This is a genomic window from Bifidobacterium sp. ESL0690 (assembly GCF_029392315.1).
GTDB lineage: Bacteria > Actinomycetota > Actinomycetes > Actinomycetales > Bifidobacteriaceae > Bifidobacterium.
In genome coordinates this window covers 1,895,601-1,920,549 of record NZ_CP113939.1, presented here as the reverse complement: position 1 = coordinate 1,920,549, position 24,949 = coordinate 1,895,601, and the positions used below count along the sequence as shown (strand labels likewise).

Here is a 24,949-nt window from a genome sequence, read left to right as displayed (position 1 = left end):
GATTGTGAATCGTTTGTTTGTTGAATTTTGTTGTGGGTTTCAGGAAACTTCATTTTCGCAAAGACATGATTTCATTTCTCATGTAAGGCTCGTTTTATGATTAATCGGGAACAGATTGTCGATATGGTTTTCAGGAGTGACAATGAGACGAGCAGTGGTGGGGATTGCGGCGCATGTGGACGCGGGAAAGACCACGCTGTGCGAGGCGATGTTGTATCGCGCAGGTGAGATTCGCAAGCTTGGGCGCGTGGATCACGGCGACGCGTTTCTTGACACCGATGCGATGGAGAAACGACGCGGCATCACCATTTTCTCGAAGCAGGCCATTCTCGATATCGGTGCGGGCAATGCTGACAGCACTTCGGTAAAACAAGGTGGAAATTCGAAAGCCAGCGCAAGCGAGAACGGCTTTGAATTCACGCTGCTTGATACCCCTGGGCATGTGGATTTCTCGGCCGAGATGGAACGGACGCTGCGGGTGCTGGATTACGCGATTCTCGTTATCGGCGCTAATGATGGATTGCAAGGTTATACCGAAACGTTGTGGCGGCTGCTGGCTCGCTACAATGTGCCGACGTTCATTTTCATCAACAAAATGGACGCGGCAGGTGCTGATAAAGCCGGGCTTATTTCGCAGATGCAGCAGCGATTTTCCGAGGGGTGCATTGATTTCGAAGGGGATACTGAGCCGGGCGAGCAGGAAGAAGTCGCCTTACTCGATGACAGCGGATTGGCGATGGACGAGTTGCTGGACGGCGGCAAGATTTCGGATGACACCTTGCGCTCGATGGTCGCCTCCCGTCAGCTTTTCCCATGCTATTCCGGGTCGGCGCTGAAACTTGAGGGCGTCGATGAGTTCTTGACTGGGCTGGAACGATTCACGAAGCAGAAGAATTACCCGGACGCATTTGGTGCTCGCGTCTACAAGATTTCGCACGATGAACAGGGCAATCGCCTCACCTGGCTCAAAGTTACGGGCGGTGCGCTGAAAGTTAAGGAAACGCTTAGTAACAAGCGTGACAGGGATTTTCAGAATGCAGAAAATGCCAGCGAAAATGTCGGAGATGACACTTTCGGCGAACGTGGGAATGATAATCAGAGTAAGGGCAATTCGGCTGAATCCAATCGCGGGTTGTCTGATTCCGATACCGAAATCTGGCAAGAAAAAGTTGACCAGATTCGGCGGTATTCCGGGGCGAAGTTCGAGCTGGCCGACGAGGTTGCGGCCGGTGATGTCTGTGCGGTGACCGGTTTGACGAAAACTTTCCCGGGTGAAGGCTTAGGATTCGAGACAGATGCTGGGGAATCCGTACTTCAGCCAGTGCTAACGTATACGGTGTTGCCGGGAGCCACGGATTCTAGGAATCCAGTAAATACCCAGAATGCTGGTAAAGGTGGTCAAACGGCAATTTCTTCGATTGCTGACGATGCTGGGAGAAAAACAGACGCTGGCAGCGGTGCAGGAAAGACCAAGAGATCCGCAATAAACGACGCTTCTGATGATGCTCAAGGCGCGCACAATCAGGGCAAGCCCGCCGAAGTCACGCCGGAATTGCACAAGATTCTGGTGGCGCTGCGCACGCTCGAGGACGAAGACCCGGCGTTGCACGTGCGCTGGGTGGCGAGGCTTGGCGAGATACACGTCCAGCTGATGGGTGCGGTGCAGGTTGAGATCATCACACAGATGATGCACGACCGCTTCGGCGTTGACGTGCACTTCGGTCCCGGTGGCATCCTTTATCGTGAAACCATCACCTCGCCCATCGAGGGCATCGGCCATTTCGAGCCGTTGCGTCACTATGCCGAAGTCCATTTGCTGCTCGAACCGGGAGAGCCGGGCAGCGGCTTGCATTTTGAATCGAGTTGCAGCCTTGACAATCTCGATCGCAATTGGCAACGCGCGATTTTGACTCATCTGCGCGAGAAAGAACATCTTGGTGTGCTCACCGGTTCTCCGATTACGGATATGAAGATTTCCTTGGTCGCCGGCCGAGGTCACGAAAAACATACGGAAGGCGGCGACTTCCGCGAGGCCACGTATCGCGCCGTGCGGCAAGGTTTGATGGAACTCAAAGCGAAGGATGAATGCCAACTTTTGGAACCGTGGTACAGTTTCCGCCTCGAAGTTCCGCAGGATATGTTAGGCCGTGCGATGGCCGATATCCAGCGGATGAGCGGTACGTTCGACGCCCCGAAATCCGACGGTGATTATGCCGAACTGGAAGGCCAAGCGCCGGTCTCTGAAATGCGCGACTATTCGATGGATGTCAACGCCTACACCCACGGCCGTGGCTCGCTTACTTGTGTTTTTGCCGGATACCAGTCCTGTCACAATGCCGACGAAATCATCAAGCAAACTGCCTACAACCCGGAAACCGACCTCGAAAACACCCCTGATTCCGTATTCTGCGCCCACGGTGCCGGCTATACGGTCAAGTGGAACAAGGTTCCGGACTTTGCCCACGTTGATAGTGGTCTGCAATTATAAATCGTGCTTTATCACGGACGAAGATTGATTCAGCATTAACGTTGATGGGGGCTGCGATTATCGCAGCAGCTCATCATGGCTGCCGGTACGCATCATGGTAATCAGCAGTACCCGTCCCTCGACGCGATAGATGAGCAACCAATCGGCGGCGATGTGCAGCTCACGATAATCCTTCAGACTCCCCTTGAGCTGATGATCACGGTATTTACGGTGAAGCGTCTCGGTGTCATCTCGCTCAAGGACGTGGAACACCTCGTAGAGTTTGCTCAAGTCGTAGTGCTTCTTCTTGAGTTTCTTGGCGTCGCGCAGGAACTCGTTCGAGAACGATATCTCATACATGCTCGATCATCCTTTGCGCCATATCGGCGTCTCCCGCGTAAACGAACCCGCTATTTTCCGCCTTGCGCACGGCTTTTTCCAGTGGGGTCATAGCCATTGGTTTGAAAGGCATTCCGCCTTCCTTCACCGCTTGCGAAAGGAACATGTTGATTGCCGCCGTCAGGTCGATGCCCATGTCGGCAAAAACTTCCGTCGCCTGTTCTTTGAGTGTTTTGCTGGTCCGAATCTGTATGCGAGTTTGGTTTGCCGCTGCTTGTACCATGATGACCACCTTTGTTGATTTAAAGTCGTTTGTCAGTATGATCGACTCTGAATTGAGTATATCAGAGTTGAATAAGCAAGCTTGTATCTTATGTTTCGATGGAGCGTTTTCAGTTCTTTAAGCGTAATATTTGCAATTTCGTGTCGTGCGGAACACTCTTTTTCGTAATAATTAGGCAGAACGGTAAATTCGTTCAATCTTTTAAAGCGCCGCGCATAATTTCGCACGACATTAATATCATGGGGTGAGCGCGGGTTTGCCGTGCGTAAGGCTTGGGGCTACAGGAGGTCGTGCGATGGCATATATCGACGTGCGAGGTGAAACAAAGCGATACAAAACCGGTGATACCACCATCTACGCCAATCACGATGTGACGTTTTCCATCAACCAAGGCGAGCTGGTGGTCATTCTCGGCGCGTCCGGCGCGGGCAAATCGACATTGCTGAATATTCTGGGCGGGATGGATACCTGCGACGCGGGTCAGGTTATCATCGATGGCAATGATATTGCGCAATATAACGCCCGGCAGTTGACGACCTACCGCCGTTACGACGTCGGCTTCGTCTTCCAGTTCTATAACCTCGTTTCCAATTTGACCGCGCGCGAGAACGTGGAGCTTTCCGCCGAAATCGTGCCGCATGCCGCCGACCCGACTCAGACGTTGATTGACGTCGGGCTTCAAAACAGACTTGACAACTTTCCGGCCCAGCTTTCCGGTGGGGAGCAGCAGCGCGTTGCCATCGCCCGAGCTGTGGCCAAGAAGCCGAAGATCCTGCTGTGCGACGAACCGACAGGCGCGCTCGACTATCACACCGGCAAACAGGTGCTGCGCATTCTGCAGGATCAATCGCGTGAGTTCGGCTCCACCGTCATCATCGTCACCCACAACGCCGCCATCGCGCCGATCGCCGACCGCGTCATCCACATGCGCGACGCCCGCGTGCAGGGCATCGAAGAGCACGCAACACCAGCCGATATCAGCGATATCGAATGGTGATAGGCATGGCAAGTGATGATACGATAGGCTCTGATTTTCGGCAGGAAGACACCGTTCGGATACCTCCTGTCACGTCGCAAGGTGCCACTACTTCAAATAATGCTGGAAAAGATTCGGAGCCGTCGCAAGGCCACACTTCGAAACGGATGTTGTGGCGCGATATCCGGCAGGCGTTCTCGAAATCCAAGGGCCGGTTCTTCTCCATTGTCTGCCTTGTGGCGCTGGGTTCCTTTGCGCTCGTCGGGCTCACCGTCTCCGGGCCGGATATGCGCGACACCGGCAACGATTACTTCGCCGATCACCATCTGGCCGATCTGAGCGTTATCTCGAGCTATGGGGTCGACAAGGCCGACCGACAACAGATCGACAAGGCGCCGGGAGCCTCGCGTATCGAATACGGGTATCTGAAGGATGTTGTCATACGAAATAGCGATGAAAGCGTTCGCGTGCTTTCCGCGCCGAAGGATATTTCGACCTACCATCTGGTGGCAGGGCGGATGCCGAAAACCGCTCGCGAGACGGTTATCGATTCGTCGCATCAAAGCAAATATCCGATTGGTTCCACGTTACGTTTGAGCGAAAAACCTGACGCGCTGGGGCGTAAAGTGTTGCGTCGCGACAACTTCAAGGTCGTCGGTTTCGTCGATTCCACCGAAATCCTAAGCTCGGTGAATATGGGGCCCTCGACCTCCGGTTCAGGCTCGCTGGACGGTTACGCGGTGGTGACGCCGAGTGCTTTCAAATCAGACGATTATATGATCGCAAGGCTTACCTATACCGACCTTGACCATATGCACGACCACTATTCATCGAAATATAATGACGCGTTGCAGGCTCACAAGAAGGCGCTTGATAAAATCTTGGCCGGGCGGCCCAAAGCGCGGCGGCAGAGCATCGAAAAGCAGGTCAAGCCGCAGATTGACTCCGGGCGGCAGCAGGTCAACGACGCCAAGCAGCAGCTCGCCAGTGCACGGCAGCAATTGACCGACGGCAAAGCACAACTCGATAGCGGCAACCAACAGTTGGCTACTTCCCGGCAGCAATTGGCCACGCAAGTCGCTTCGGCGCAACAGCAGATTGCCACGGCGCAGACGAAGATTGCGAACGGGCAGAACACCTACAACACGAACAAGCAGCAGTATGATATCGGCGCCGCGCAGGTCGGTGCGGCGGCGCAGCAGGTCAGCAACGCGTACGCGCAGCTCAATGCCGCGCAAGCGCAGATCGATACCAATTCGGGCAAACTTGCGGCGGGCAAGAAACAGGCCGATGACGCGGTGGCGCAGGTCGAGGCCGCGCAAACGGCCAATCAGCAGGGGATTGACGCTGTGCAGGGGCAGATTAATGCAGGCAATGCGCAGCTTCCATCACTTTCCGGCCCCGCTCACGACGCTCTGCAAGCTCAGCTTGCCCAGCTCAATACCCAATTGCAGCAACTTCAGGTTCAGGCTCAAGCCATCGCGCAAAAGTCGGCAGAAGCCAAGGCCGGACGCGACGCTTTCGTTGCCAATACCTATAACCCTGGCATCGCGCAGATTCAGGCGGCTCAGGCGCAGCTCAACGCCCAACGTGCCCAGGTGAATGCCAGCAATGCCCAGCTTGCCTTAAAGCAGCAACAGCTTGCCGCGGCCAAGACGTCGCTTGATCAGGCCGCGTCGCAACTTGTGCAGGCCCGCGCTAAAGTCCAACAATCGCAGCAGCAGCTTGCTACTAAACAACAGCAGGCACAGGCGCAGATTGACGCTGCTCAAGCCCAACTGACCGATAAAACCAACGAATACAACACCAAAAAGACGCAGTTCGATCAGGCCGAGCCCGGCGCGCAAAAGAAGATCAAGGACGCGGAACGCAAGCTCAACGATGCCACCGCGATGCTCAATGCCCTTGAGGATCCGGTTTATTCCGTGGATTCCAAGCGGGAGACGCCCGGCTCAGACGGCTACAAGATCTACGATTCGATTTCCGTGATCGTCGACTCGCTTTCGCGCATTTTCCCCTACTTCATGTATCTGGTCGCCGCTCTGGTCACGTTCACCACGATGACCCGCTTTGTCGACGAGGAACGCATCAATGCCGGCACGCTCAAGGGGCTGGGCTATTCCGACCGCGACGTGATGAAGAAGTTCGTGGTCTATGGCTTTGCCGCCTCGATTCTGGGAGCGGTTATCGGTATTTTCGCCGGCCACACGCTGTTGCCGATGATTGTTTACAACGCCTATAAGGTCGGCTTCAATGTGCCGGTGATCCATCTCGGATTCCACTGGCAGGTCACGTTGCTGGCTTTCGTGCTGGCCATGATAAGCGCCGTGGTTCCGGCCGTGTGGAGCGCTGCTCGCGAGCTCAAAGAACGTCCGGCCGCGCTGATGCTGCCCAAGCCGCCGAGTGCCGGTTCCAAGATTCTGCTGGAACGCATACCGTTCATCTGGAATCATCTGAACTTCACCCACAAGGTGACTGCGCGCAACATCTTCCGATACAAGCAGCGCATGTTCATGACTATTTTCGGCGTCTGCGGATCTGTCGCGCTCTTGACTGCAGGCTTCGCGGTGCAGGGCTCGATTTCGGCCATCAATCAGCATCAGTTCGGCGACGTTATGCACTACAATCTCATCGCCGCGGAGAATGCGCATGTCACCGATTCACAAGGCAAAGCCATCAGCAAGCGGCTTGAAAAGTCTGATATTAAGCGCTCGCTGCCGGTTCATTACGAATCGATAACCAAGGTCGCCGGACGCAACGGCGACAAGCAGTCCGTCACCATGCTCGTGCCGAAGAATACTTCCACGTTTAACGACTACATCAAGCTCAACACGCGCAAAGGCCACCACCCGCTTTCGCTGGAATCGAACGGGGCCATAGTTTCCGAGCGCTTTGCAAGCCTTGTGCACGCCAAGAAGGGCGACACCATCGACTTCCAGAACGGCGCGGGTAAAACCTACCGAGTCAAGGTAACCGGTATCTGCGAAATGTACCTTGGGCACTTCATGGTGATGAGCCCGTCCGCCTATCGTTCTGTGTTCGGGCAACGCTACCAGACCAACGCCTATATGGTGACACTCAAAGACGGCAGCATGGCCAACACCAAGCGGCAGGCGGCCTCGTTCATGCGGCTGGGCGGCATCGAGGGCGTGGTACAGAACACGACGCTGATGCACCAGATCGACGTGGTCGTTAAAGCCCTGAACCAGATCATGTGGGTGCTCATCATCGTGGCGGTGATGTTGGGCGTCGTTATCCTTTACAATCTCACCAACCTCAACGTCTCCGAACGTGTCCGCGAGCTTTCGACCATCAAGGTGCTGGGCTTCTATAACGGCGAAACCACGATGTACATCTACCGCGAAACGATTCTGCTTTCGCTGCTTGGCATCGTCGTCGGCTACGGTTTCGGCGCATGGCTGCACCGCTACATCATTACTGCCGTGCCGCCCGATGACGTGATGTTCGACCCGTCGATCGTCTGGCTGGCCTTCGTGGTGCCGCTGGTCGTGGTAGGCCTTATTACCGCCGCCCTCGGCTGGTTCGTCAACACCAAGCTCAAGCACCTCGACATGCTCGAAGCCCTCAAGTCCGTGGACTGATTATGCGGCTATAAGCAAATAAGGAATATAAGAAAAGGCCTGTCAGTTATTGCCGCTGGCAGGCCTTTTCCGTTGTAATAGTCGCTATTGGCGAGGTCTGATTAACGCCTGATTGAAGAAGCGGTATTCGTGCTCGGTGGAACCTAGGGCAGCATCCATCATGCGGTTGTAATCGGCCATGGTGCCCTTGGCAGCAAGCTTGTCGCAGATGCGCAGCTCCTCGAGTGTGCGCGAGGCGAAACCGGGGTCTGCATACATGCGGATCCACAAGCCGTAAGGATGGTGGTCAAGATCGAGCTGGCGCTTGCGGACCTGCACCTCCATCTCTTGTCCGATGACGGAATAGACCCAGTAGCAGGGCATGACCACGGCTACCAGCGCGGAGTAGGAGCCGAAGTCGGTGAAGCGGTGCTCGTGGCCCAGATAGGCGGCGGTCGTCTCGCTCATAGGCGCGCGTTCGACGCTGAAGCCGTGCTCCCGATACCACTGCTTGTGGAACGTGAGCCCCTCCTCAAGTCCGAACGAAGCGGCATCGGCGAAGAACGCACGTTCGTGCGGGTCGGTGGCACGGCTGCTCGCCAGTGCCAGCAGCGACGTGTAGTCGGTCAGGTAGAGGTCGTCCTGATGCAGGTAAAACGAGAAATCGTCAAGGGCCAGAGTCCCGTCGAGCATGCGTTCGATAAAGGGCATCTTGGCGATGCGTTCGCGAATTTCGGCGGTACGGCGCCAATAATCCTCGGTGAAGCTCAGCCCGGTCGGGGAGTGCTGCCAAGTGAAATCGACAGGACCGTGGCCGCATCCGACATGCAGACTGTCCGCTGCGGCGATGGCTCCGGTCATCCACGCCTTCGCACGTTTCGCGGTTTCGATCCAGTCTTCGCACTGTGGCCGCAAGGCCGCGAGCGTGCTCGACAACGTATCTCCGGTTCCGTGCACGTTCTGCGTCGGCACGGCATCGCCTTCGATGCGGGTAACGACTATTGGAGTTCCGTGTTCGGAATCGTGTTTGAGTGAGGGCTGGTGTGTCGAATTAAGTGCCGAAAGTGGGGTTGGCGAAGACGGCGATGCCGAAGTTGACGCGGTATCAGACGGACTATCGGGGTATGTTCTAATAGGTGATTCATCCGGGCAAACAGTTGAGTTGGCTGATTGGTTTGCGCTAAAAGTATCGGCTGCGTTATTTCTGGCGGTTTTACCTGCGGTTGCCGGGACGGCTAGAATGTCGTTGCATTCTTCATTGCCGTTAAGTGCCAGCGCGCCGCCTTTCGCGTAGACGGCCACATCGAAGTGAGCCGCCACGGATTTCGCCAACCGTTCCATCTCCTCGTAGGAACGTGGAGTTTGCGGAGCGGTGTAACCAGTGCTTGTCGAACTATCTGACGAAGTAGGGTTGCTTAATGGCTTGTTTTCAATATTTCTGATGGTTGAAATATCGCTGTCTAATTTTGTATCATTACCCAACGTGTCAAACGCAGCCAGCTCCATCGCATTCGGCGTGATGATGTCGGCCAGAGGAATCAGCGTGGTCAGCGTCTGCTCCGCTTCAGGGGTAAGCAGACGGTCGCCGGACTTGGCGTACATCACCGGGTCAAGGACCACGATCGGCTTGCGTTTGCCGCTAGTTTTGTAAGCATCCAGCAGTTCGACCAGCCATTCTCGCACGGTATCCACCAATTCCGGAGTACCAAGCATGCCGATTTTCATCGAGTCGATCTCGGCATCGTCGCTGACGGCCTTGAGCTGGGCGAGCAGAAACGATGGTTCGACGTTGACGATGTCGGTGACACCTTGCGTGTTCTGCGCCAGCACACTGGTCATGGCGGCGTAGCCGAAGACGCCTTGCGCGGTGAATGCCTTCATATCGGCCATCGTGCCGGCCCCGCCAATCGGGTCGGAGCCTTCAATAGAAAGCACGCGCAGACGCGATGGTTTGGTCTGATTCAGTTCGTCGTCATAGCGTTGCTGCATACTAAGCAATTCGACAATGGCTTGACCTGAATCGTCGTTCAGTTGGTCTGTCATATTTTTGGTTTCCGTTGTTGTTGGACTTTCGTTTAACGCGTCTGTCGTATTTTCCATATCTGTTGCACTCGAATCATTCGGATTTTCGTTGTAATTGGCAGGATTAATGGCATCAATTGTCATTAAAAACACTCTGTCTAATTTTTGTCACTGCGCCAAGCCCAAGCATGGTCCATTGGTCCAGAGCCTGCTCCGAGGTCGAGACCGGCAGCGATGCAACCGGTGAGATAGTCTTTGCCGTTTTGTACAGCTTCAGCAAGCGATTGGCCTTTCGCAAGGCCAGCGGCGATGGCGCTGGAAAGTGTGCAACCTGTACCGTGGGTATTGGGATTGGCGATGCGTTCATGGCGGAACCAGGTGATTTGTCCGTTGTCTAATAACAGGTCATTGGCGCCGTCGTGTCCATGTCCGCCTTTGACAAGCACTGCGCAACCTCCGCAACATTCCGTGATGCGTTGCGCGACTTCGACGGTGCTTGCATCGCTGGTAATTCTGATTGGTCTGGTGTCGGTCGTGATGTCTCGGTGGTTATCATCTGTATATTCAGCTTCACTGTTCATCGCTTCGGTGCTTGTATCTGTCTGTGTAGCTTGAGAAGTCGGGTCTTTGCTATGAATGCGTTCCGCGTCGAAGTTTGCCAATACCTCGGCTTCGGGAATATTGGGCGTGACCAAAGTAACCAACGAAAGCAACTGCGTACACAGCGTGTCAACTGCACTTTTACTGCTCAGCCGGTCGCCGCTGGAAGCAATCATCACCGGGTCGACCACAATATTGCTTGCGTGATAATGCGAAAGCCGATCAGCAATGATCTCGATGAGTTCGGCATCAGGAACCATGCCGATTTTGACGGCGTCGGGTCGGATATCCTCAAATACGGCATCAATCTGTGCAGCCAGCATGTCCGGAGATGTTGCCGCGGAAGCGCGTACGCCGGTCGTATTCTGAGCGGTCAACGAGGTGATGGCACTCATCCCGTAAACGCCGCAAGCCATGAACGTCTTAAGGTCGGCCTGAATTCCGGCCCCGCCGGACGAGTCGCTGCCCGCGATGGACAGAACTACCGGCAGCCTATATGGCTGGACAGCCGTGGGCTTTGCTGAATCGTTCATTGATTGTCTGCTTGTCATCTGTCTGAAGCGTATCTCCTGTGCTTTAGTCATCTACACGCCATGCTCTTGATTTACGAGACTTAAATCTCTCAATCGAATGCTTCTTATCGCTTTATGGTGTTCTCTCAAGGTTATTTCGCTTGGTTCACTATAAAGCGATAAGGGTGATTCGTGAGATCATCTCGCTTGTTTCAGCCACGCTTTGCGCGTGCGGCGTTCCACGAGTCCACCATGGCCTTGGTGGCGGCTTGCGGGTCGTCGGCCCCTGCGATGGCGGAGACCACGAACCAGCCTGCCGCCTCGGTCTGCGCCAAATCCGGCAGATCCTCAAGCTTTACGCCGCCACCCACGACGATGGGGTAGTGAGACTCGGTGCACAAGGCGTTGATGGATTCCGTGTCCTGCGTGTGGCGCTTGTGGTCGGCTCCGATGACGATGCAGTCAGGCTTGGTGGTGCTGGGATGCAGAGGGCCCGCGCCGATGTAGTCGATAGTGCCGGCGGGCAGGGCGTTGGCGGCTTTCACCTCGTCGAGTACCTTGCAGCTCAGTCCGATGATGGCGTCTGGGCCGAGCAGCTTTCGTGCCTCAACCGGGTTCATGTCATCCTGTCCGATATGCACGCCGTCGACCTTGATACCCATGTCGCGGCACTGCCAGGCCACGTCCGCACGGTCATCGATGACCAACGGCACGGAGTCGGACGCACCGGCCTGTGCAATGACGTCGGCGGTTTGCCGTGCGATTTCGGTGATGTCCCTGGCGTCACCTGGCTTGACGCGAATCTGGACGAAGGTGATGCCGCCGGCCAGTGTCTGCCGCACGATGTCGGGAACGGGTCGCGATTTGGTGTCCGCCGGGCCGAGCACGAGATATGAGCTCAGGTCAAAGTGGTCGCGCATGGACGGGGATGATGTCGAATTGGTTGTAGTCAAGATGGACTCGATTCTGTAAATAATCAATATTTGCGTCTATAAAGATTGTGTGATTGGCGTAAGCGCATCATGATGTCAGATTGCGCCAAAACAGGATATTCAGGCCAAAATCGGCGAAGCGGCGATCTGGTCGGGGGTGGTCGACCAGAGTCCGTCAAGGAACGCGACCTGGAAGGAACCCGGGCCGTGCGAATTGGTCTCGCCGGTTTCGCTGGCACGGTTGTAGAGCGCGCTCGCGGCGACGGCGGCGGTCAGCGGGTCTGCGACGGCCAGATAGGTTGCGACCACGCCGCCCAGCGAGCAGCCGGCACCGGTGATTTTGGTCATCATCGCGCTGCCGCCGGGCAGACGATAGGTGTGTTCTCCGTCGGTAACGAGGTCGGTTTCGCCGGAAACGGCCACAGCACCCTGGCGCTTCGCGTCGCCCTTGGCGATGAACCGGGCCAAAACTCGTGCGGAGGCTTCCGCGGCCTCGACGTCATCGGCTGATTCCACGCCGACAGGTCCGCTGGATTTCTTGGATTTGCCGGAATCCTTCTCATTTTCATCCAACGGCAGCTCCCACATCTCGCGCAGCTTGATGATTTCCGAAGCGTTGCCGCGAATGATGGTGGGCGGTGCCGCCTTGAACGATTTCAGGATATCGGTGCGGGTCGTTCCAAGCCCTGCGGCCACGGGATCGAGCACCCAGCGGTGATGGTCCGCGTGGAAATGCCTGGCGATTTCCTCGAGTGCGTCCTCGTAGAACGGCAGCAGCGTGCCGACGTTGATATAGCTGGCGCCGCTGGCCACCTCGCCGTCGGCGATGTCGTCGGGCAAGAAGCTCATCGCTGCCGTGCCGCCCGCCGCCAGTTGCGCGTTGGCCACGAGGTTGATGGTGACGAAATTGGTGAAGGACTGCGCCAAAGGCGTGGTGTCCCGTACGGTCTGCGCGGCCTTGCGGATGCTTGTACGCAACGGATCGTCCGTCGCCAAATCGTTCAGATTGCTGAGGTTGTTATTTGCTGATGAGTATGCGTCATTGACCATATTCGCGTCTCCCTACGATGGTATTAACCAACAGGTTCCAAGGGTCGAGCGTTGTGCTCGTCTCAACTTGCGCGCCCGCCGAAACGGGCCCGCAGGTTCCCCTGCACTTACAATCCACGACGCTATGCGCTTCATTGGACAAGCCGTTTCCATCTCGACACAGCTGGCATAGGGTAGTTGTTGCGACGGCTATTTTAGTCAATAATCCGGTAAACTTGACACGGTTTGCATAAGGGAGTTGCGAAAAGGTTAAGTCGCGTCTCCATCCCCGTCATAGAAACGAACGCAAGGCATAGCGATATACTTGGACGGTTGCTGCTCTGATTCATTGCGTTCCGGGAGATTCGTCTATGGCTTCGAGGATACGGTATTTCGACATCGCCAAAGGTATCGCCATGATTTGTGTGGTTCTCGGCCACAGCGTGCTGATGGTCGTCCCGATGAGCGAGGCGGCCCGGCTGATTTATGTCTTCTGTTTCTCGTTCCACATGCCGCTGTTTTTCATATTGTCGGGCTATTTCATGCATCCCGACCACCCGTTCGCCTGGCGCAAGGAATCCCATGAGCTGCTGTTCACCTATGTGCTGACCGCTGCAGCCGTGGTGGTCCTTCACGCCTTGCTCGCCTTGGCCCTGCACCATGATGCGGCCCATGTTACGGGCACTTGGTTTGTCGCGGCACTGTACGGTTCCGGTGCTGATGTCAGCAACGCGCTGATACCCATGTCCAGAAGCATCGGAGCCATTTGGTTTCTCCTGGCGCTGTTTTGGGCCCATTTGCTGGTCCATATTGCCTACCGCTTGCCTGCCACGCCCTTGTGGGTTATCGGTTTCTTTGCGCTTGGATATGTTTCATCGCGTTATGTTTGGTTGCCGCTCAGTGTTCAAGCGGGCTTGACCTCGGCGTTGTTCGTTTATCTTGGTTGCCTGGCGAAGCGTTTTAATGTAATGGGTCTGCTGCGTCGCAGGCCTTATCTGTGGATCGTGGCGGTAATTCCATGGGGCCTGGCCATGTGGAAATTCAGCTCGTTCGGCTTGGCGACCAATGCCTTTGGCAATACCCCGGCCCTTTCCATTATCGGTTCTGTTGGCGGCACTGCCTGCATCGTCGGCATTTCCATGGCGATTGACCGCTGGGCGGCTCCCATTGGCAAGGCACTGTCATTCGTCGGACGATATACTTTGGCGATTTTCTGCGCGCATCTGCTGGAAAACGACGTTTTGCCATGGGTCACCATCATGAGCAAGACCCAGCCGGCCATCGGCTATCAGCTTGAACCGTTCTTTATTTTTGCCGTCAAATGCGTGCTGATTGCCGTAATTGCAGTGGTGCTCTATCGCATTCCCGCAATCAATTCTGTCTTCTTCCCAACGCTGCTTAAAGACAAGAAAACAGCCGCGCTTAAAGAACAAACCGCCTGAGGCTAAGCCACAGACGGTCTATGAAAGGCTGGTATCAGCGAGATTGCCGGCACGCGATCAGTCTCGATGGTTGCCGGCCATATGCTCTGATACCGGTATCGGCGATTGGATTACCAGCGCACGGAAATGCGCTCGTGGTCGTGCGGCTTGTCCGCATCGATTTCGTCGACCATCGCCACCGCGTAATCGGCGTAGCTGATGGCGCTTTTGCCGTCCTTGTCGGTGGTGTATTCCTCGCCGGCCAGAACGTACTTGCCGGTGCGTGGGCCATCGGCCTGGAAATCGCTGGCAGGGCTCACGTAGGTCCAATGCACGTCGTCGCGCTTGCGCAGTGCATCCAGCGCCTTACCCATCGCCAGCGGCACACCCTTGATGTTGTCGGGGAACGAGTCGGAAAGCTGCTTGGTATGGGCTTTGTCGGTGTAGAGGCTTCCCGTGCCGCCGACCACCAGCAGCCGGGTGTTGCTTCCGGACAGGGCGTCGGCCAGGTGCTTCAGCGAAGTGCTGTGCTCATCGAGCTTGGCAGGGTCGAAGATGCCGAACGCGTCCACCACGGCGTCGAAACCGGTGAGGTCGGCGGCCGTCAGATCATAGAGGTCCTTGATGATGGCGTGTTGTGCTTTGGTTTTGTTCTCGCCTCGCACGATGGCGGTGACATCCATGCCACGGTTGACGGCCTCTTCGACGATCAGACGTCCGGACTTGCCATTGGCGGCGACCACTGCGATTTTCTTGCTCATAGATTCTTCTTTTCGTTGGAATTATTGGTTGGTTGTTGATATAAAGCTGATGACTCTACTGCCTTATCGGTTTGTGCCATTGCCGAAGCGGAATTGACTTTGGTGTTCGTGCAGATACCAAGATGCCCTAAATGCGTTTGCGATTCGGGCATGGTTAAGTATCGTTGAAGTTCATGGCAATGTCAAGGAATAATCGCTGGAATTATCCCTTGACGATAAGCCGCTCCATATTACTTGACGACTTTGAAACCGCTGGTCCACTGCGTGCCGCCGTTCATGGCCAGCACCATCTGTAGCGCGCCGAAGCCCTCCATGTAGGAGGCACGCTTGAGCGGACCGGCGTCCACGAAGCGCAGATCCGCGCCTTCGACGACGGCTTGCAGCGCCTTCTTCGCTTCCTCGCTGTCGGAAGCCGCCATCACGGTGGTCGGCGCACCGTCGTTGGTTCCGCTGGCCAGCGTTGCGGCAAAGTCGGTGTTGAACGCTTTGACGACCTTGGAATTCGGTAGCTTGGAAGCCAGTTCTTCGGCTGCCGAATGCACACCTTGCGGCAGAGCCAGGTCCATGGTGCTGAAATCGACGGGATTGCTCGGGTCCACGACCACCTTGCCCGCGAGCTGCTTGCCGTATTCTGCTACCACGCTCGCTTCGGCCGGGTAAGGCAGTGCCAGAATGACGATGTCGCCGGTGATTTCCTCGCTCCACGCTGCAGGCGTGACGCCCGGAATGGCTGCGGCCTTGGCCTTGTCGCGGTCGATAACCTGTACGTCGGCTCCCGCCGCGACGCCGATGCCGGCGACCGCCGCGCCGATGTGTCCTGATCCGAAAACGGTGATGCTTGTCATGATGTGCTCTTTCCTTTTGAAGGCTTAGTGAAGTGCTGCAATGGTCCCGTTTAGATCGAAATCATGTCATACACTGTGGTTTTCACTCTACCGAAGAACGGTTCGGAAAAACGGGAGTTACTTTCAACGCTTAGAGATATGGGAAATTTGGTGTAAAGAGACTAATTAAATGGTGAAAATAGTCGATAATATTCGTCAATAAACAGTTGTGTCACTAAACTTGCTTTAGATATTTCGCTGAATACAGGTGCCCTTTTTGAAGTTGTCAGTGTGCAGCTGTTGAAGTTCGCCAAAGGCGTCTGATAGAGGTTGGCACGGGTGTGCGTTGGGGTAGAGTGGCAGAACCGAGTTTTGGTGTGGCGAGAGACGCGACAATTAGGCAGGCAGGGAATTCGTGCTACAGATCAAAGACATCAGCAAGCAGTATAAGACGGGCGATTTCGTTCAGCAGGCGCTGGATCATGTGAGCCTTACCTTGCGCGACAACGAGTTCGTCGCGATTCTGGGGCCGTCCGGTTCGGGCAAGACCACACTTCTGAACATCATCGGTGGGCTCGACCGTTACGATTCCGGCGATTTGGTGATTAACGGAACGTCGACCAAGAAATACAAGGACCGCGACTGGGACTCCTACCGCAACCACACGGTCGGCTTTGTCTTTCAGAGCTATAACCTCATTCCGCACCAGACCATTCTTTCCAACGTCGAGCTGGCGCTGACCATCTCGGGCGTCTCGCGCGCCGACCGCCGCAAACGTGCGGAAGAGGCTTTGCAAAAGGTCGGTTTGGGCGAGCACGTCAACAAGAAGCCGAATCAGCTTTCCGGCGGCCAGATGCAGCGCGTCGCCATCGCCCGCGCGCTGGTCAACGACCCGAGCATCGTACTTGCCGACGAGCCGACGGGTGCGCTCGATTCCGAGACTTCTGTGCAGATCATGGACCTGCTCAAAGAGGTGGCGAAGGACCGCCTGGTCGTCATGGTCACGCACAACCCCGACCTCGCCCACCAATACGCCAACCGTATCGTCGAGCTCAAGGACGGCGTGATTCGAGGCGATTCCAGACCCGTCGAACCCGAGGAAATGGTTGATGAGAAACCCGCTGTGCACCGCACGATGGGCAAGGCTTCGATGTCGTTCGCCACCGCGGTCGCGCTGAGCTTCAACAATCTCAAAAGCAAGAAGGCCCGTACCATCCTGACCTCGTTTGCAGGCTCGATTGGCATTATCGGCATCGCGCTGATTCTTTCGGTTTCGACCGGCGTGAACCGCTATATCGCCGATATCCAGAAAGAAACGTTGACCTCGTACCCCATTGAGATCAATGAACAGACCTTCGATATGAACAAGATCATGGACACCGCGCAGGCTGCGGCCGATTCCAAGGAAAAGGCGAAGCCGCGCAACGGTATCTATCCCGATGATTCAAGCGTCAAGGGCGCCGCGTCGGTGACCAACGGCATCACCAGCAACAATCTGAGCCCGTTCAAGACGTATCTTGACAAACCCGGCAACGACGTGCGCAAATATGTCGGCGACGTCGGCATCCAATATTCCTATTCGCCGAAGTTCTCCGTGTTCACCCACGATTCGAAAGACACGCTCGTGGATGTGGACGGTGTAAAGGTCGGTGGCAGCTCTGTCGCTTCACAGTCTGCGGCCAGCACGTTCGCTGGGCTGAACTCGTCTTCCAACGACTTCGGAAGCCTGCAATCCCTGCAGATTTCCAAACTTACCGGCAAAACCGACAACAACAAGGCGCCGTCCACATTTTCGGAGATTATGCCGGGCGAGCATGCCGACAAGCAGCCAATCAGTTCGGTGATCACCGATAACTACCAGATGGTCAAGGGGCATTGGCCGAAATCGAGCGATCAGGTCGTGCTTGTTTTGGATAAGAACAATCAGATTCCGTTGACCCAGGTCTACGAGCTTGGCCTGCTTCCAAGCGCAGATTACAACGATATGATGAACAAGCTCAACAGCGGCGAAAAGGTTAAAACCGACACCTCTCGCATTGATTATTCCAAGGCGATGAACCAGTCGTTGACGCTGCTTCCCGCAGCCGACCAGTACGTCAAGGGTGCCGACGGCCACTTCAAATACGTGGGCAATGACGCCGATCAGGTCGGCAAGCTCATGGATTCGCAGGCTGCAGTGAAGCTCAAGGTCGTGGGTGTCATCCGTGCCGACGCGAACGCCAAGACCACGCCGTTGTCGCCGGGCATCGGCTATACGCGCATGCTCACCAATTCCTTGATTGACTATGCCAAATCAAGCGAAATCGTCAACGCTCAGAAGGCCGACCCGAACCATAACATCTTGAACGGCATGACCTTCGCGCCTTCCGACGACGCGACCAAGGCGGCGAATGCCAAGGCCTACGTGGCATCACTGCCGGTCTCCGAGCAGGCGAATATGGCCAAAAGCCTGATGACCCAAGCACCTGGCGGCATGGGTGCGGCGAGCTCCAACCAGTCGGCTGAAGTGACCCAACAGCGCAACGCCGCAGCGGCCGCAGCGGGCAATGCCGCCGTCGCCAGCAATCCTCAGGAAGCAGTCTCCGGAATGGGCGAGCAGCAGGTGGCACAGGCCTTCAGCAACTACCTTGCCACGGCTCCCGAAAACGTGCTGGTCTCGATTTACAACCAGTACGTCTCCACCGGCACCTACAACGGCAATCTTGCCGATTTCGGCGTCATCGGCCGCGACGCACCGAGCTCCATCAAGATCTACGCCGACAGTTTCGAAGCGAAGAACAAGATCGAGGATGCCATCAAGCAGTACAACAACGGCGCCAAAAAGAAGGACCGCATCGTCTACACCGACTACGCAGGCCTCATGATGAACTCGGTGACCACCATCATCAACGTCATCACCTACGTCTTGATTGCTTTCGTCGCGGTCTCGCTGGTGGTCTCGTCAATCATGATCGGCATCATCACTTACATTTCCGTGCTCGAACGCACCAAGGAGATTGGCATCCTGCGCGCCATGGGCGCCTCGAAGCACAACGTTTCCACGGTCTTCAACGCCGAGACAGGCATCATCGGGCTATGCGCCGGCGTCATCGGCATCGTGGTGACGCTGCTACTCATCATTCCCGGCAATGCGGTGATGCACCACTTCATGGGTACCAACCGCGTCAATGCCGCTCTGCCTCTTTCCGGAGCGATAATCCTCATTATCCTTTCGGTGGTGCTGACATTAATTGGCGGGTTGATTCCGTCGCGCAAGGCTGCCAAGCAGGATCCGGCTACCGCGTTGCGTACGGAATAATCCAGTCATAATTGCTGCATATGCGCATGCACTCCAAGGTGTATGCGCATATGTTTTATCTCCATGACAAGCCGTTTCTGTTGTGCCGTGTAGCCTCGTGAACCTTGTATAGATTTTTGATATGGCAAGGTGCGTGGCGGCGAAGGCGTGACACGGTAACCTAGTGCCCAATACGTTTCGATAGAGCGAAAATATTGGGGGAGCACTATGTCCAGTGACACCGAAAACGGCTTGGCAGGCTGTCCGAAGCCCGAGGATTGCCAAACCAACGATGCACCGACTGCTGATTTCCAAGCGGTAAAGCGGAAGAAACGGCAGCAGCAGGAACGACTAGGCTTCGAAACCCGTGCCGTCCACGCCGGCTATGATCCTTACGAACACAACGGTTCGGTGAGCATCCCGATCTATCAGAGCGCCGCTTTCGCCATGCACGACGCGGTTCGCGGCGACGGCCTTTCCTCCGGCGAAATCGAAGGATTCTCGTACTCACGTTGCGCCAATCCTACGGTCGATGCGCTGGAACGCCGCTTGGCTGACCTCGAAGGTGGGGTTTCGGCGGTGGCGTTGGCCTCGGGCATGGCTGCGGTTTCGTTCGCGTTGCTCTGTGCAGCGGAAGGCGGCGGCAGGCTCATCGCTCCGAAGGACCTCTACGGTGCCTCCATCGATGCGATGGAAAGTTTCTTTCCGCAGTTTGGTATCTACACCGATTTCGTCGAGGATATCAACGATATTGCCGAGGTCGAATCGAAAATAACGCCCGAGACCCGTGCCGTTTTCGCCGAATCCGTGGCCAACCCCTCCACCAAGATCACCGACATCAAGCCACTCGCCGACATGCTTCATCGCCACGGCGTCGCCCTCATCGTCGACAACACCGTACCGACCCCGTACCTGTTCCGCCCGATCGAGTTCGGTGCCGATGTTGTCGTTCACTCAACGACCAAGGGCATCAGCGGGCACGGCAACGCCTTGGGCGGGGTGGTCGTCGATTCCGGCAAGTTCGACTGGGCCAACGGACGTTTCCCGCAATTCACGAAAAAGGAACTGGTGGTCAGCGACGAGAGAAAAGGCATCTGGAAGAGCTTCTGCGAAGCCTATGGCAATGCCGCTTTCGCCGGCCGTGTGCGCATCAAATACCTGCACAACCTTGGCGCGGTGATGTCGCCGGCCAACGCCTATCTGCAGCTGATCGGTTTGGAGACGCTTCCGCAGCGTTTTCGTCGCGAAACCGACACCGCGCTTGAAATTGCGCGTCATCTTGAGACGGTGCCACACATCACCCAGGTCAATTACTCCGGTCTCGATTCCAGCGCCGACAAGCCGCTTGCCGACCGCTATTTCCCGGACGGCATCGGCCCTGTGCTTTCATTCCGCCTGGAAGGCGACGAATCGCATATCAATCGCGTCGTCAATGCCGTGCGCGTGTTTTCCTACGTTCCCAATATTGGCGACACACATTCGTTGATCGTCAATCCCGCACGCATCACCCACCGTGAGGTTCCGGGAGACTATCGTCGTGCCGCCGGCGTCGACGATCATTTGCTGCGGCTTTCCATCGGGTTGGAAGAACCGGTAGATCTGATTGGCGATCTGGACCGGGTTATCGCCCAAGCGTACTGACTGGCTATAATCCTATTCCTCAATGCCCTCAAGGTCTTTGCTGCGCTTGTCTGCAGCGGTTATCGCCAAAGAACTCACGAAGTTGACTGGCTGGTCGAAGTTGGGCTGGAAGAGCATGTCGGTGGAGGCCAGTTGGTCGACGGTGAATCCTGCCTGAATGGCCACAGAAATGAGGTTCGCGGCCATCGAGATGTCGTGCTTCGCCGCGAACTGTGCGCCCAAGATGCGCCCGGTCGCGCGGTCGTAGACGATGGTGGCGGTCACCGGGGTGGTGGAAAGCATGAATTCCGGACGGTAATTTTCCTGGATGGTCACGGAATCGGCTTCGATATGACGTCGGTCGGCCAGATCCAGAGTCATGCCGCTGGAAGACATCGACAGGTCGTAGAGCTGGACGGCGCTGGTGGCCTGTGTGCCCGCGTACGTCTTGGTGGGCTCGTCGATGTTCTCGCCAATCAGCATCGCCTCGCGGATGGCGTTGGTGGCCAGCGGGCGGTATTCGTCCGTGTTCGTCGGGTTGAAATGCACGGTCGCGCAATCTCCTGCGGCGAAGACGTCGTCGAGGACGTCGTTTTCGGGGGTGGCGGCACGCATGTATTTGTCGACGATGATGGCGCCGTAACCCAATGTGCGCAGCTGGGCGGCGACCAGACTGGTGTTCGGTACGAAACCCGCGCCCATAACGGCCAGATCCGCAGTGTATTCGCCAAGCTCGGTGACCACGGTGACTCCGGAATCAGCCACTCCGTCGCTGCCGGTTTCGGGACGGAAGGCGACGACCTTCTGGTTCATGGCCAGTGTCACGCCATGCTCCTCGAATGCGGCCTCAGCCTGATCGGTGACCGACTTGTCGTAATTGTTGTCGAGCACATGCGGCAGTGCGTCGACGAGCGTCACCTTGATGTCGCGGGTGCTCAGCTGTTCGGCCAGCTCGCAGCCGATATAGCCGGCTCCGACCACCACGACCGATTTGATTTTCTTGGCACGTTCGACGATGCGCTTGCCGTCGTTGAAGTCCTTGCACAACATGGCGCGGCCGTTGTCGAGCGCCTCGCGCAGTCCTTGGATGAAAGGAGCCGCCGGCGAGGAACCCGTGGTAATGACGAGTTTGTCGAACCGGTATTGCTTCGACTTTCCGGTTTCGAGATCGGTGGCGTTAAGCCTCTTGCCCTTGACGTCGATGTCGGTGACCTCGGTGCGCATATGCATGCTCGCCCCGGTTTCTTCGAGCTCTTCGGGGGAGGTGTAGAACATCTTTTCGGTGCTGCTGACATGGTTGCCGGCCCACAGGGCGATGCCGCAGGAGAGGAAGGAGACGGTATCGTTCTTCTCGAAGACATCAACCGTCCAATCAGGGTGATTGCGAAGAATGGAAGTGGTGGCGAACGTGCCTGCGTGCGTGCATCCGATAACAGCAACTGTAGTCATGAAAATCCCCTCTGATAATTCCGATGTGCCATGTTGTACTCCAAAGGGGGTAAAACTTAGGCTTTCTTAATATCATAGCTAGAAGGCTCGACGAATGCCTTGTAAACGTAGGTTTATTAAAACGTTTTAAGTGCCATTTTGGTTTGAAATTTTTACCTGTAAGTCAACAATATCAAACAGGCCAGCAGATTCTGAAATTGTGGTTTGACTTTAACATAGAAAGTTTTCTTCAAAAAGAAAATGCAAATATGTAAATAAATATGCAATATTCTGACATTTATTGTATATATAAATCGATTTGTCATATAGACGGATTATTTTTGTTGGTTCGGATAATGTATTGGCTTGCAGGTGGTCTTGGCATATATCCGGCATCGGATGTTGCCGGTGAATGGGGGATTGGGTCATGGCAAGAAAGTCGGGTTCCTTCACCGTTTCCACGCTGATGGTCGCGGCGAGCCTGTTTGTCGGCGGGGCCTGCGGGTCCTTGGTACGTTTGGCGTTGAGCGCGTTGCAGCCGGCCGATGTTACCTGGCCGTGGATGACCACAACCATCAATCTCACCGGTGCTTTTCTGCTCGGATTCATCACCGCATATATGGCCGCGCTCGGTCCTGATATCGGCGTGTGGAGGGTGACCAGACTCGGGCTCGGGACCGGGCTGATCGGTGGGTACACCACGTATAGCACCTTCATGCTCGAAGTCGCCAAACGCATCAAAGGCGGCGAGGCGGCAATCGCCGTGGCGTATCTGCTCTTCAGTATTATTATCGGGCTTCTTTGCGCGATGTTGGGCCTGGCCGTCGGCAAGGCCGTGGGCAAACACCGTGCCCGGCGCAATGGTCTGGAACTTGATGCCGCCGAGAGCCAGGGGAATCAGGGCAATGGCTCTGACGGGATGAACAGCCGGGTAGGAATGTACGTTTCTTCCGTTTCTGCCGCTTCTCGAGATTTGGCAGGATTGGTTGATGCCGATGAATCTGGTGAATCCGTTAAACCTGTTAAGCCCGATGAACCCGCTGATCTTGCTGAACCAGCCGAACCCATCAAGTTAGCCGAACCTATCGAGTCAACCGAGCCCAATCGCGGCCGGTTGGTAGGCGTCACCTTCTTGCTCTTCGCCTGCGTGACCGCCGCCGCGTTGCTGCTCAACCCGCATTGGCGGCAGGATATCGCCGCCCTTGGCCTGCTTCTTGTGGCCTCGCTGCTCGGCGGTTTGGGCGCGTTCGCCCGCTACGGCGTCGACGCGTGGGTCAACAACCGCATCCATCTCCCCTTCCCGTGCGGCACCATCGTCGTCAACCTCACCGCCTGCCTGGCCATGGGTTTTGTGGCCGGTTGGTGTGCGACGCACGTAGGCCTGACGACCTTGCAATACCTGCTCGCGTCTGGCTTCCTCGGAGGCTATTCGACCTTCAGCACCGCCAGCGTAGAAGGCGCGAAACTGGTGAATGGCGGCAAGCTGCTCTGGGCTTTCGTGCACACGGCGGGCATGATGGTCGTCTCTCTTGCGTTGCTGATGCTCGGCATGATGGTCTGAATGCCTCGTGACGCTGGCTATTTTCTGTATCGCTCAGTATTCATCGGGAATGGATACCAGAGGTTCTGCTACGATTTGACTAAAGGATGTATCCGGAAATCGCGAAAACGCACGATTGACGGGCATCGTTTTGATGTAATCCATACAGAAAAGAGATTGAAGGGAATATCATGGTAGGGCTTATCCTCCTGATTATCGTTCTGGTAATCATTATCGCGTTGATTATCTCGGGTATCTTCGTGGTGCCGCAGCAGCAGGCGTACGTCATCGAACGCTTTGGCAGGTTCCTCAAAGTCGAGCTGGCCGGCATCCATCTCAAGATTCCATACGTCGACCGCATCGCCACCAAGACGAACATGCGTGTCAACCAGCTGAACGTCAAGCTCGAGACCAAGACGCTCGACAACGTTTTCGTCACCGTCGTTGCCTCCACCCAGTTCCGCGTGGACCCCAACAACGTGGCCACCGCCTACTATGAGCTTCGCGATCCGGCCGGCCAGCTGCGCAGCTACGTCGAGGATGCCTTGCGCTCCGCGATTCCTGCGCTTTCGCTCGATGATGCCTTCGCCAAGAAGGACGACGTGGCCGCCGACGTGCAGAAGACCGTGGGTGGAGAAATGGCGAAGTTCGGCTTCACCGTCGTCAAGACACTGATCACCGCCATCGACCCGAGCCCGGCTGTGAAGACCGCCATGGACTCCATCAACGCCGCCCAGCGTGAGAAGGAAGCCACCCGTCAGCGTGCTGACGCTCAGCGCATCCAGATTGAGACGCAAGCCACCGCCGATGCCGAAAAGACCCGTCTGCAGGGCGAAGGCCAGGCCAATTACCGCCGCGAGATTGCCAACGGCATTGTCGACCAGATCAAGAGCCTGCAGGGCGTGGGCATGGATATCACCGACGTCAACAACGTGGTGCTTTTCAACCAGTACCTCGACGTGATGCGTTCGCTGAGCGAATCCGGAAACGCCAAGACGGTCGTGCTTCCGGCGTCCACGCCTGGCGGCTACCAACAGCTTTTCGACGAGGTCACCAAGGCGATGGTTACTTCCAACGAAGCGAAATAAAAATAGGTCGGATACGCTAATCGGCAGACCATTTTCTGGTGAGTTGCAAACGGTGTATCCACTATACTAAGCAGTACCGGCCAAGATGCCCAACAAATCCGGCAGCTTGACCAGGGCACAAGGATGTGTCAACAAGCTGGGCGGACCCCTCACTCACCCGAGGAATCCGCCCAACACTTATTTTTCGGCAGTTTGACACTTTGGTGCTGGTAAACGGCATGTCAATTGCGATAAGAGTCCGTTTCCCAG

At 56.1% G+C, this 24,949-nt stretch carries 17 protein-coding genes and 1 riboswitch; of the genes, 8 read left to right on the top strand and 9 right to left on the bottom strand.

Translation table 11 applies throughout. The features are described 5' to 3' along the window. Nucleotides 1-142: 142 nt before the first annotated feature. On the top strand, nt 143-2,488 hold the full coding sequence (locus OZX62_RS07685; RefSeq protein WP_277175619.1) for a TetM/TetW/TetO/TetS family tetracycline resistance ribosomal protection protein: 2,346 nt from the start codon (nt 143-145) through the stop codon (nt 2,486-2,488). Nucleotides 2,489-2,545: 57 nt separating this feature from the next. Here OZX62_RS07685 and OZX62_RS07680 read toward each other — a convergent pair whose 3' ends face one another. Together OZX62_RS07680 and OZX62_RS07675 are read right to left on the bottom strand one after the other, a co-directional pair. After that, complete coding sequence (locus OZX62_RS07680; protein WP_277175618.1) at nt 2,546-2,827, bottom strand: type II toxin-antitoxin system YafQ family toxin; 282 nt, start codon at nt 2,825-2,827, stop codon at nt 2,546-2,548. Continuing rightward, nucleotides 2,820-3,089, bottom strand: coding sequence for a type II toxin-antitoxin system RelB/DinJ family antitoxin (locus OZX62_RS07675; protein ID WP_277175617.1), 270 nt, complete (start codon nt 3,087-3,089; stop codon nt 2,820-2,822). Before OZX62_RS07675 ends, OZX62_RS07680 begins: the two co-directional genes overlap by 8 nt. 295 nt (nt 3,090-3,384) lie before the next feature. Between OZX62_RS07675 and OZX62_RS07670 the strand changes: the two genes are divergently transcribed. Both OZX62_RS07670 and OZX62_RS07665 read left to right on the top strand, forming a co-directional pair. After that, nucleotides 3,385-4,086, top strand: a complete 702-nt coding sequence (locus tag OZX62_RS07670) for an ABC transporter ATP-binding protein (protein ID WP_277175616.1) — start codon at nt 3,385-3,387, stop codon at nt 4,084-4,086. A 5-nt stretch (nt 4,087-4,091) separates the two neighbouring features. Continuing rightward, nucleotides 4,092-7,667, top strand: coding sequence for an FtsX-like permease family protein (locus tag OZX62_RS07665; protein WP_277175615.1), 3,576 nt, complete (start codon nt 4,092-4,094; stop codon nt 7,665-7,667). Between the two features lie 84 nt (nt 7,668-7,751). Here OZX62_RS07665 and OZX62_RS07660 read toward each other — a convergent pair whose 3' ends face one another. The 4 genes from OZX62_RS07660 to OZX62_RS07645 form a co-directional block, all read right to left on the bottom strand. Beyond that, nucleotides 7,752-9,689: a bifunctional hydroxymethylpyrimidine kinase/phosphomethylpyrimidine kinase gene (locus OZX62_RS07660; protein WP_277175614.1), complete on the bottom strand. Its 1,938-nt coding sequence runs from the start codon at nt 9,687-9,689 to the stop codon at nt 7,752-7,754. Between the two features lie 137 nt (nt 9,690-9,826). Continuing rightward, complete coding sequence (locus OZX62_RS07655; RefSeq protein WP_277175613.1) at nt 9,827-10,801, bottom strand: hydroxymethylpyrimidine/phosphomethylpyrimidine kinase; 975 nt, start codon at nt 10,799-10,801, stop codon at nt 9,827-9,829. A 191-nt stretch (nt 10,802-10,992) separates the two neighbouring features. Continuing rightward, complete coding sequence (gene thiE, locus OZX62_RS07650) at nt 10,993-11,733, bottom strand: thiamine phosphate synthase (RefSeq protein WP_277175612.1); 741 nt, start codon at nt 11,731-11,733, stop codon at nt 10,993-10,995. 99 nt (nt 11,734-11,832) lie between these two features. Then, a complete protein-coding gene (locus OZX62_RS07645; RefSeq protein ID WP_277175611.1) occupies nt 11,833-12,762 on the bottom strand; it encodes a hydroxyethylthiazole kinase in 930 nt (309 codons plus the stop codon). Continuing rightward, nucleotides 12,754-12,875, bottom strand: a riboswitch (TPP riboswitch). Its footprint overlaps the gene before it by 9 nt. Nucleotides 12,876-13,112: 237 nt before the next feature. On the opposite strand from OZX62_RS07645, the gene OZX62_RS07640 reads away from it, so the two are divergent. Beyond that, a complete protein-coding gene (locus OZX62_RS07640) occupies nt 13,113-14,183 on the top strand; it encodes an acyltransferase family protein (RefSeq protein ID WP_277175610.1) in 1,071 nt (356 codons plus the stop codon). A 110-nt stretch (nt 14,184-14,293) separates the two neighbouring features. Here the strand turns inward: OZX62_RS07640 and OZX62_RS07635 are convergent, their stop codons facing one another. Together OZX62_RS07635 and OZX62_RS07630 are read right to left on the bottom strand one after the other, a co-directional pair. Next, complete coding sequence (locus OZX62_RS07635; RefSeq protein WP_277175609.1) at nt 14,294-14,923, bottom strand: NAD(P)H-binding protein; 630 nt, start codon at nt 14,921-14,923, stop codon at nt 14,294-14,296. Nucleotides 14,924-15,153: 230 nt separating this feature from the next. Beyond that, entirely contained in the window at nt 15,154-15,768 is a 615-nt protein-coding gene (locus OZX62_RS07630; protein WP_277175608.1) for an NAD(P)-binding domain-containing protein, read from the bottom strand. Between the two features lie 394 nt (nt 15,769-16,162). Here OZX62_RS07630 and OZX62_RS07625 point away from each other — a divergent pair, with 394 nt between their 5' ends. Beyond that, a complete protein-coding gene (locus OZX62_RS07625) occupies nt 16,163-19,045 on the top strand; it encodes an ABC transporter ATP-binding protein/permease (protein WP_277175607.1) in 2,883 nt (960 codons plus the stop codon). Between the two features lie 207 nt (nt 19,046-19,252). Next, nucleotides 19,253-20,665, top strand: coding sequence for a PLP-dependent transferase (locus OZX62_RS07620; RefSeq protein WP_277175606.1), 1,413 nt, complete (start codon nt 19,253-19,255; stop codon nt 20,663-20,665). 12 nt (nt 20,666-20,677) lie between these two features. Here OZX62_RS07620 and OZX62_RS07615 read toward each other — a convergent pair whose 3' ends face one another. Next, nucleotides 20,678-22,093: an FAD-dependent oxidoreductase gene (locus OZX62_RS07615; RefSeq protein WP_277175605.1), complete on the bottom strand. Its 1,416-nt coding sequence runs from the start codon at nt 22,091-22,093 to the stop codon at nt 20,678-20,680. 406 nt (nt 22,094-22,499) lie between these two features. On the opposite strand from OZX62_RS07615, the gene OZX62_RS07610 reads away from it, so the two are divergent. Beyond that, complete coding sequence (locus OZX62_RS07610) at nt 22,500-23,633, top strand: CrcB family protein (RefSeq protein WP_277175604.1); 1,134 nt, start codon at nt 22,500-22,502, stop codon at nt 23,631-23,633. Between the two features lie 170 nt (nt 23,634-23,803). Next, nucleotides 23,804-24,700 (top strand): SPFH domain-containing protein, encoded by an 897-nt coding sequence (locus OZX62_RS07605; protein ID WP_277175603.1) that lies wholly within the window; start codon nt 23,804-23,806, stop codon nt 24,698-24,700. The last annotated feature ends 249 nt before the right edge of the window (nt 24,701-24,949 follow it).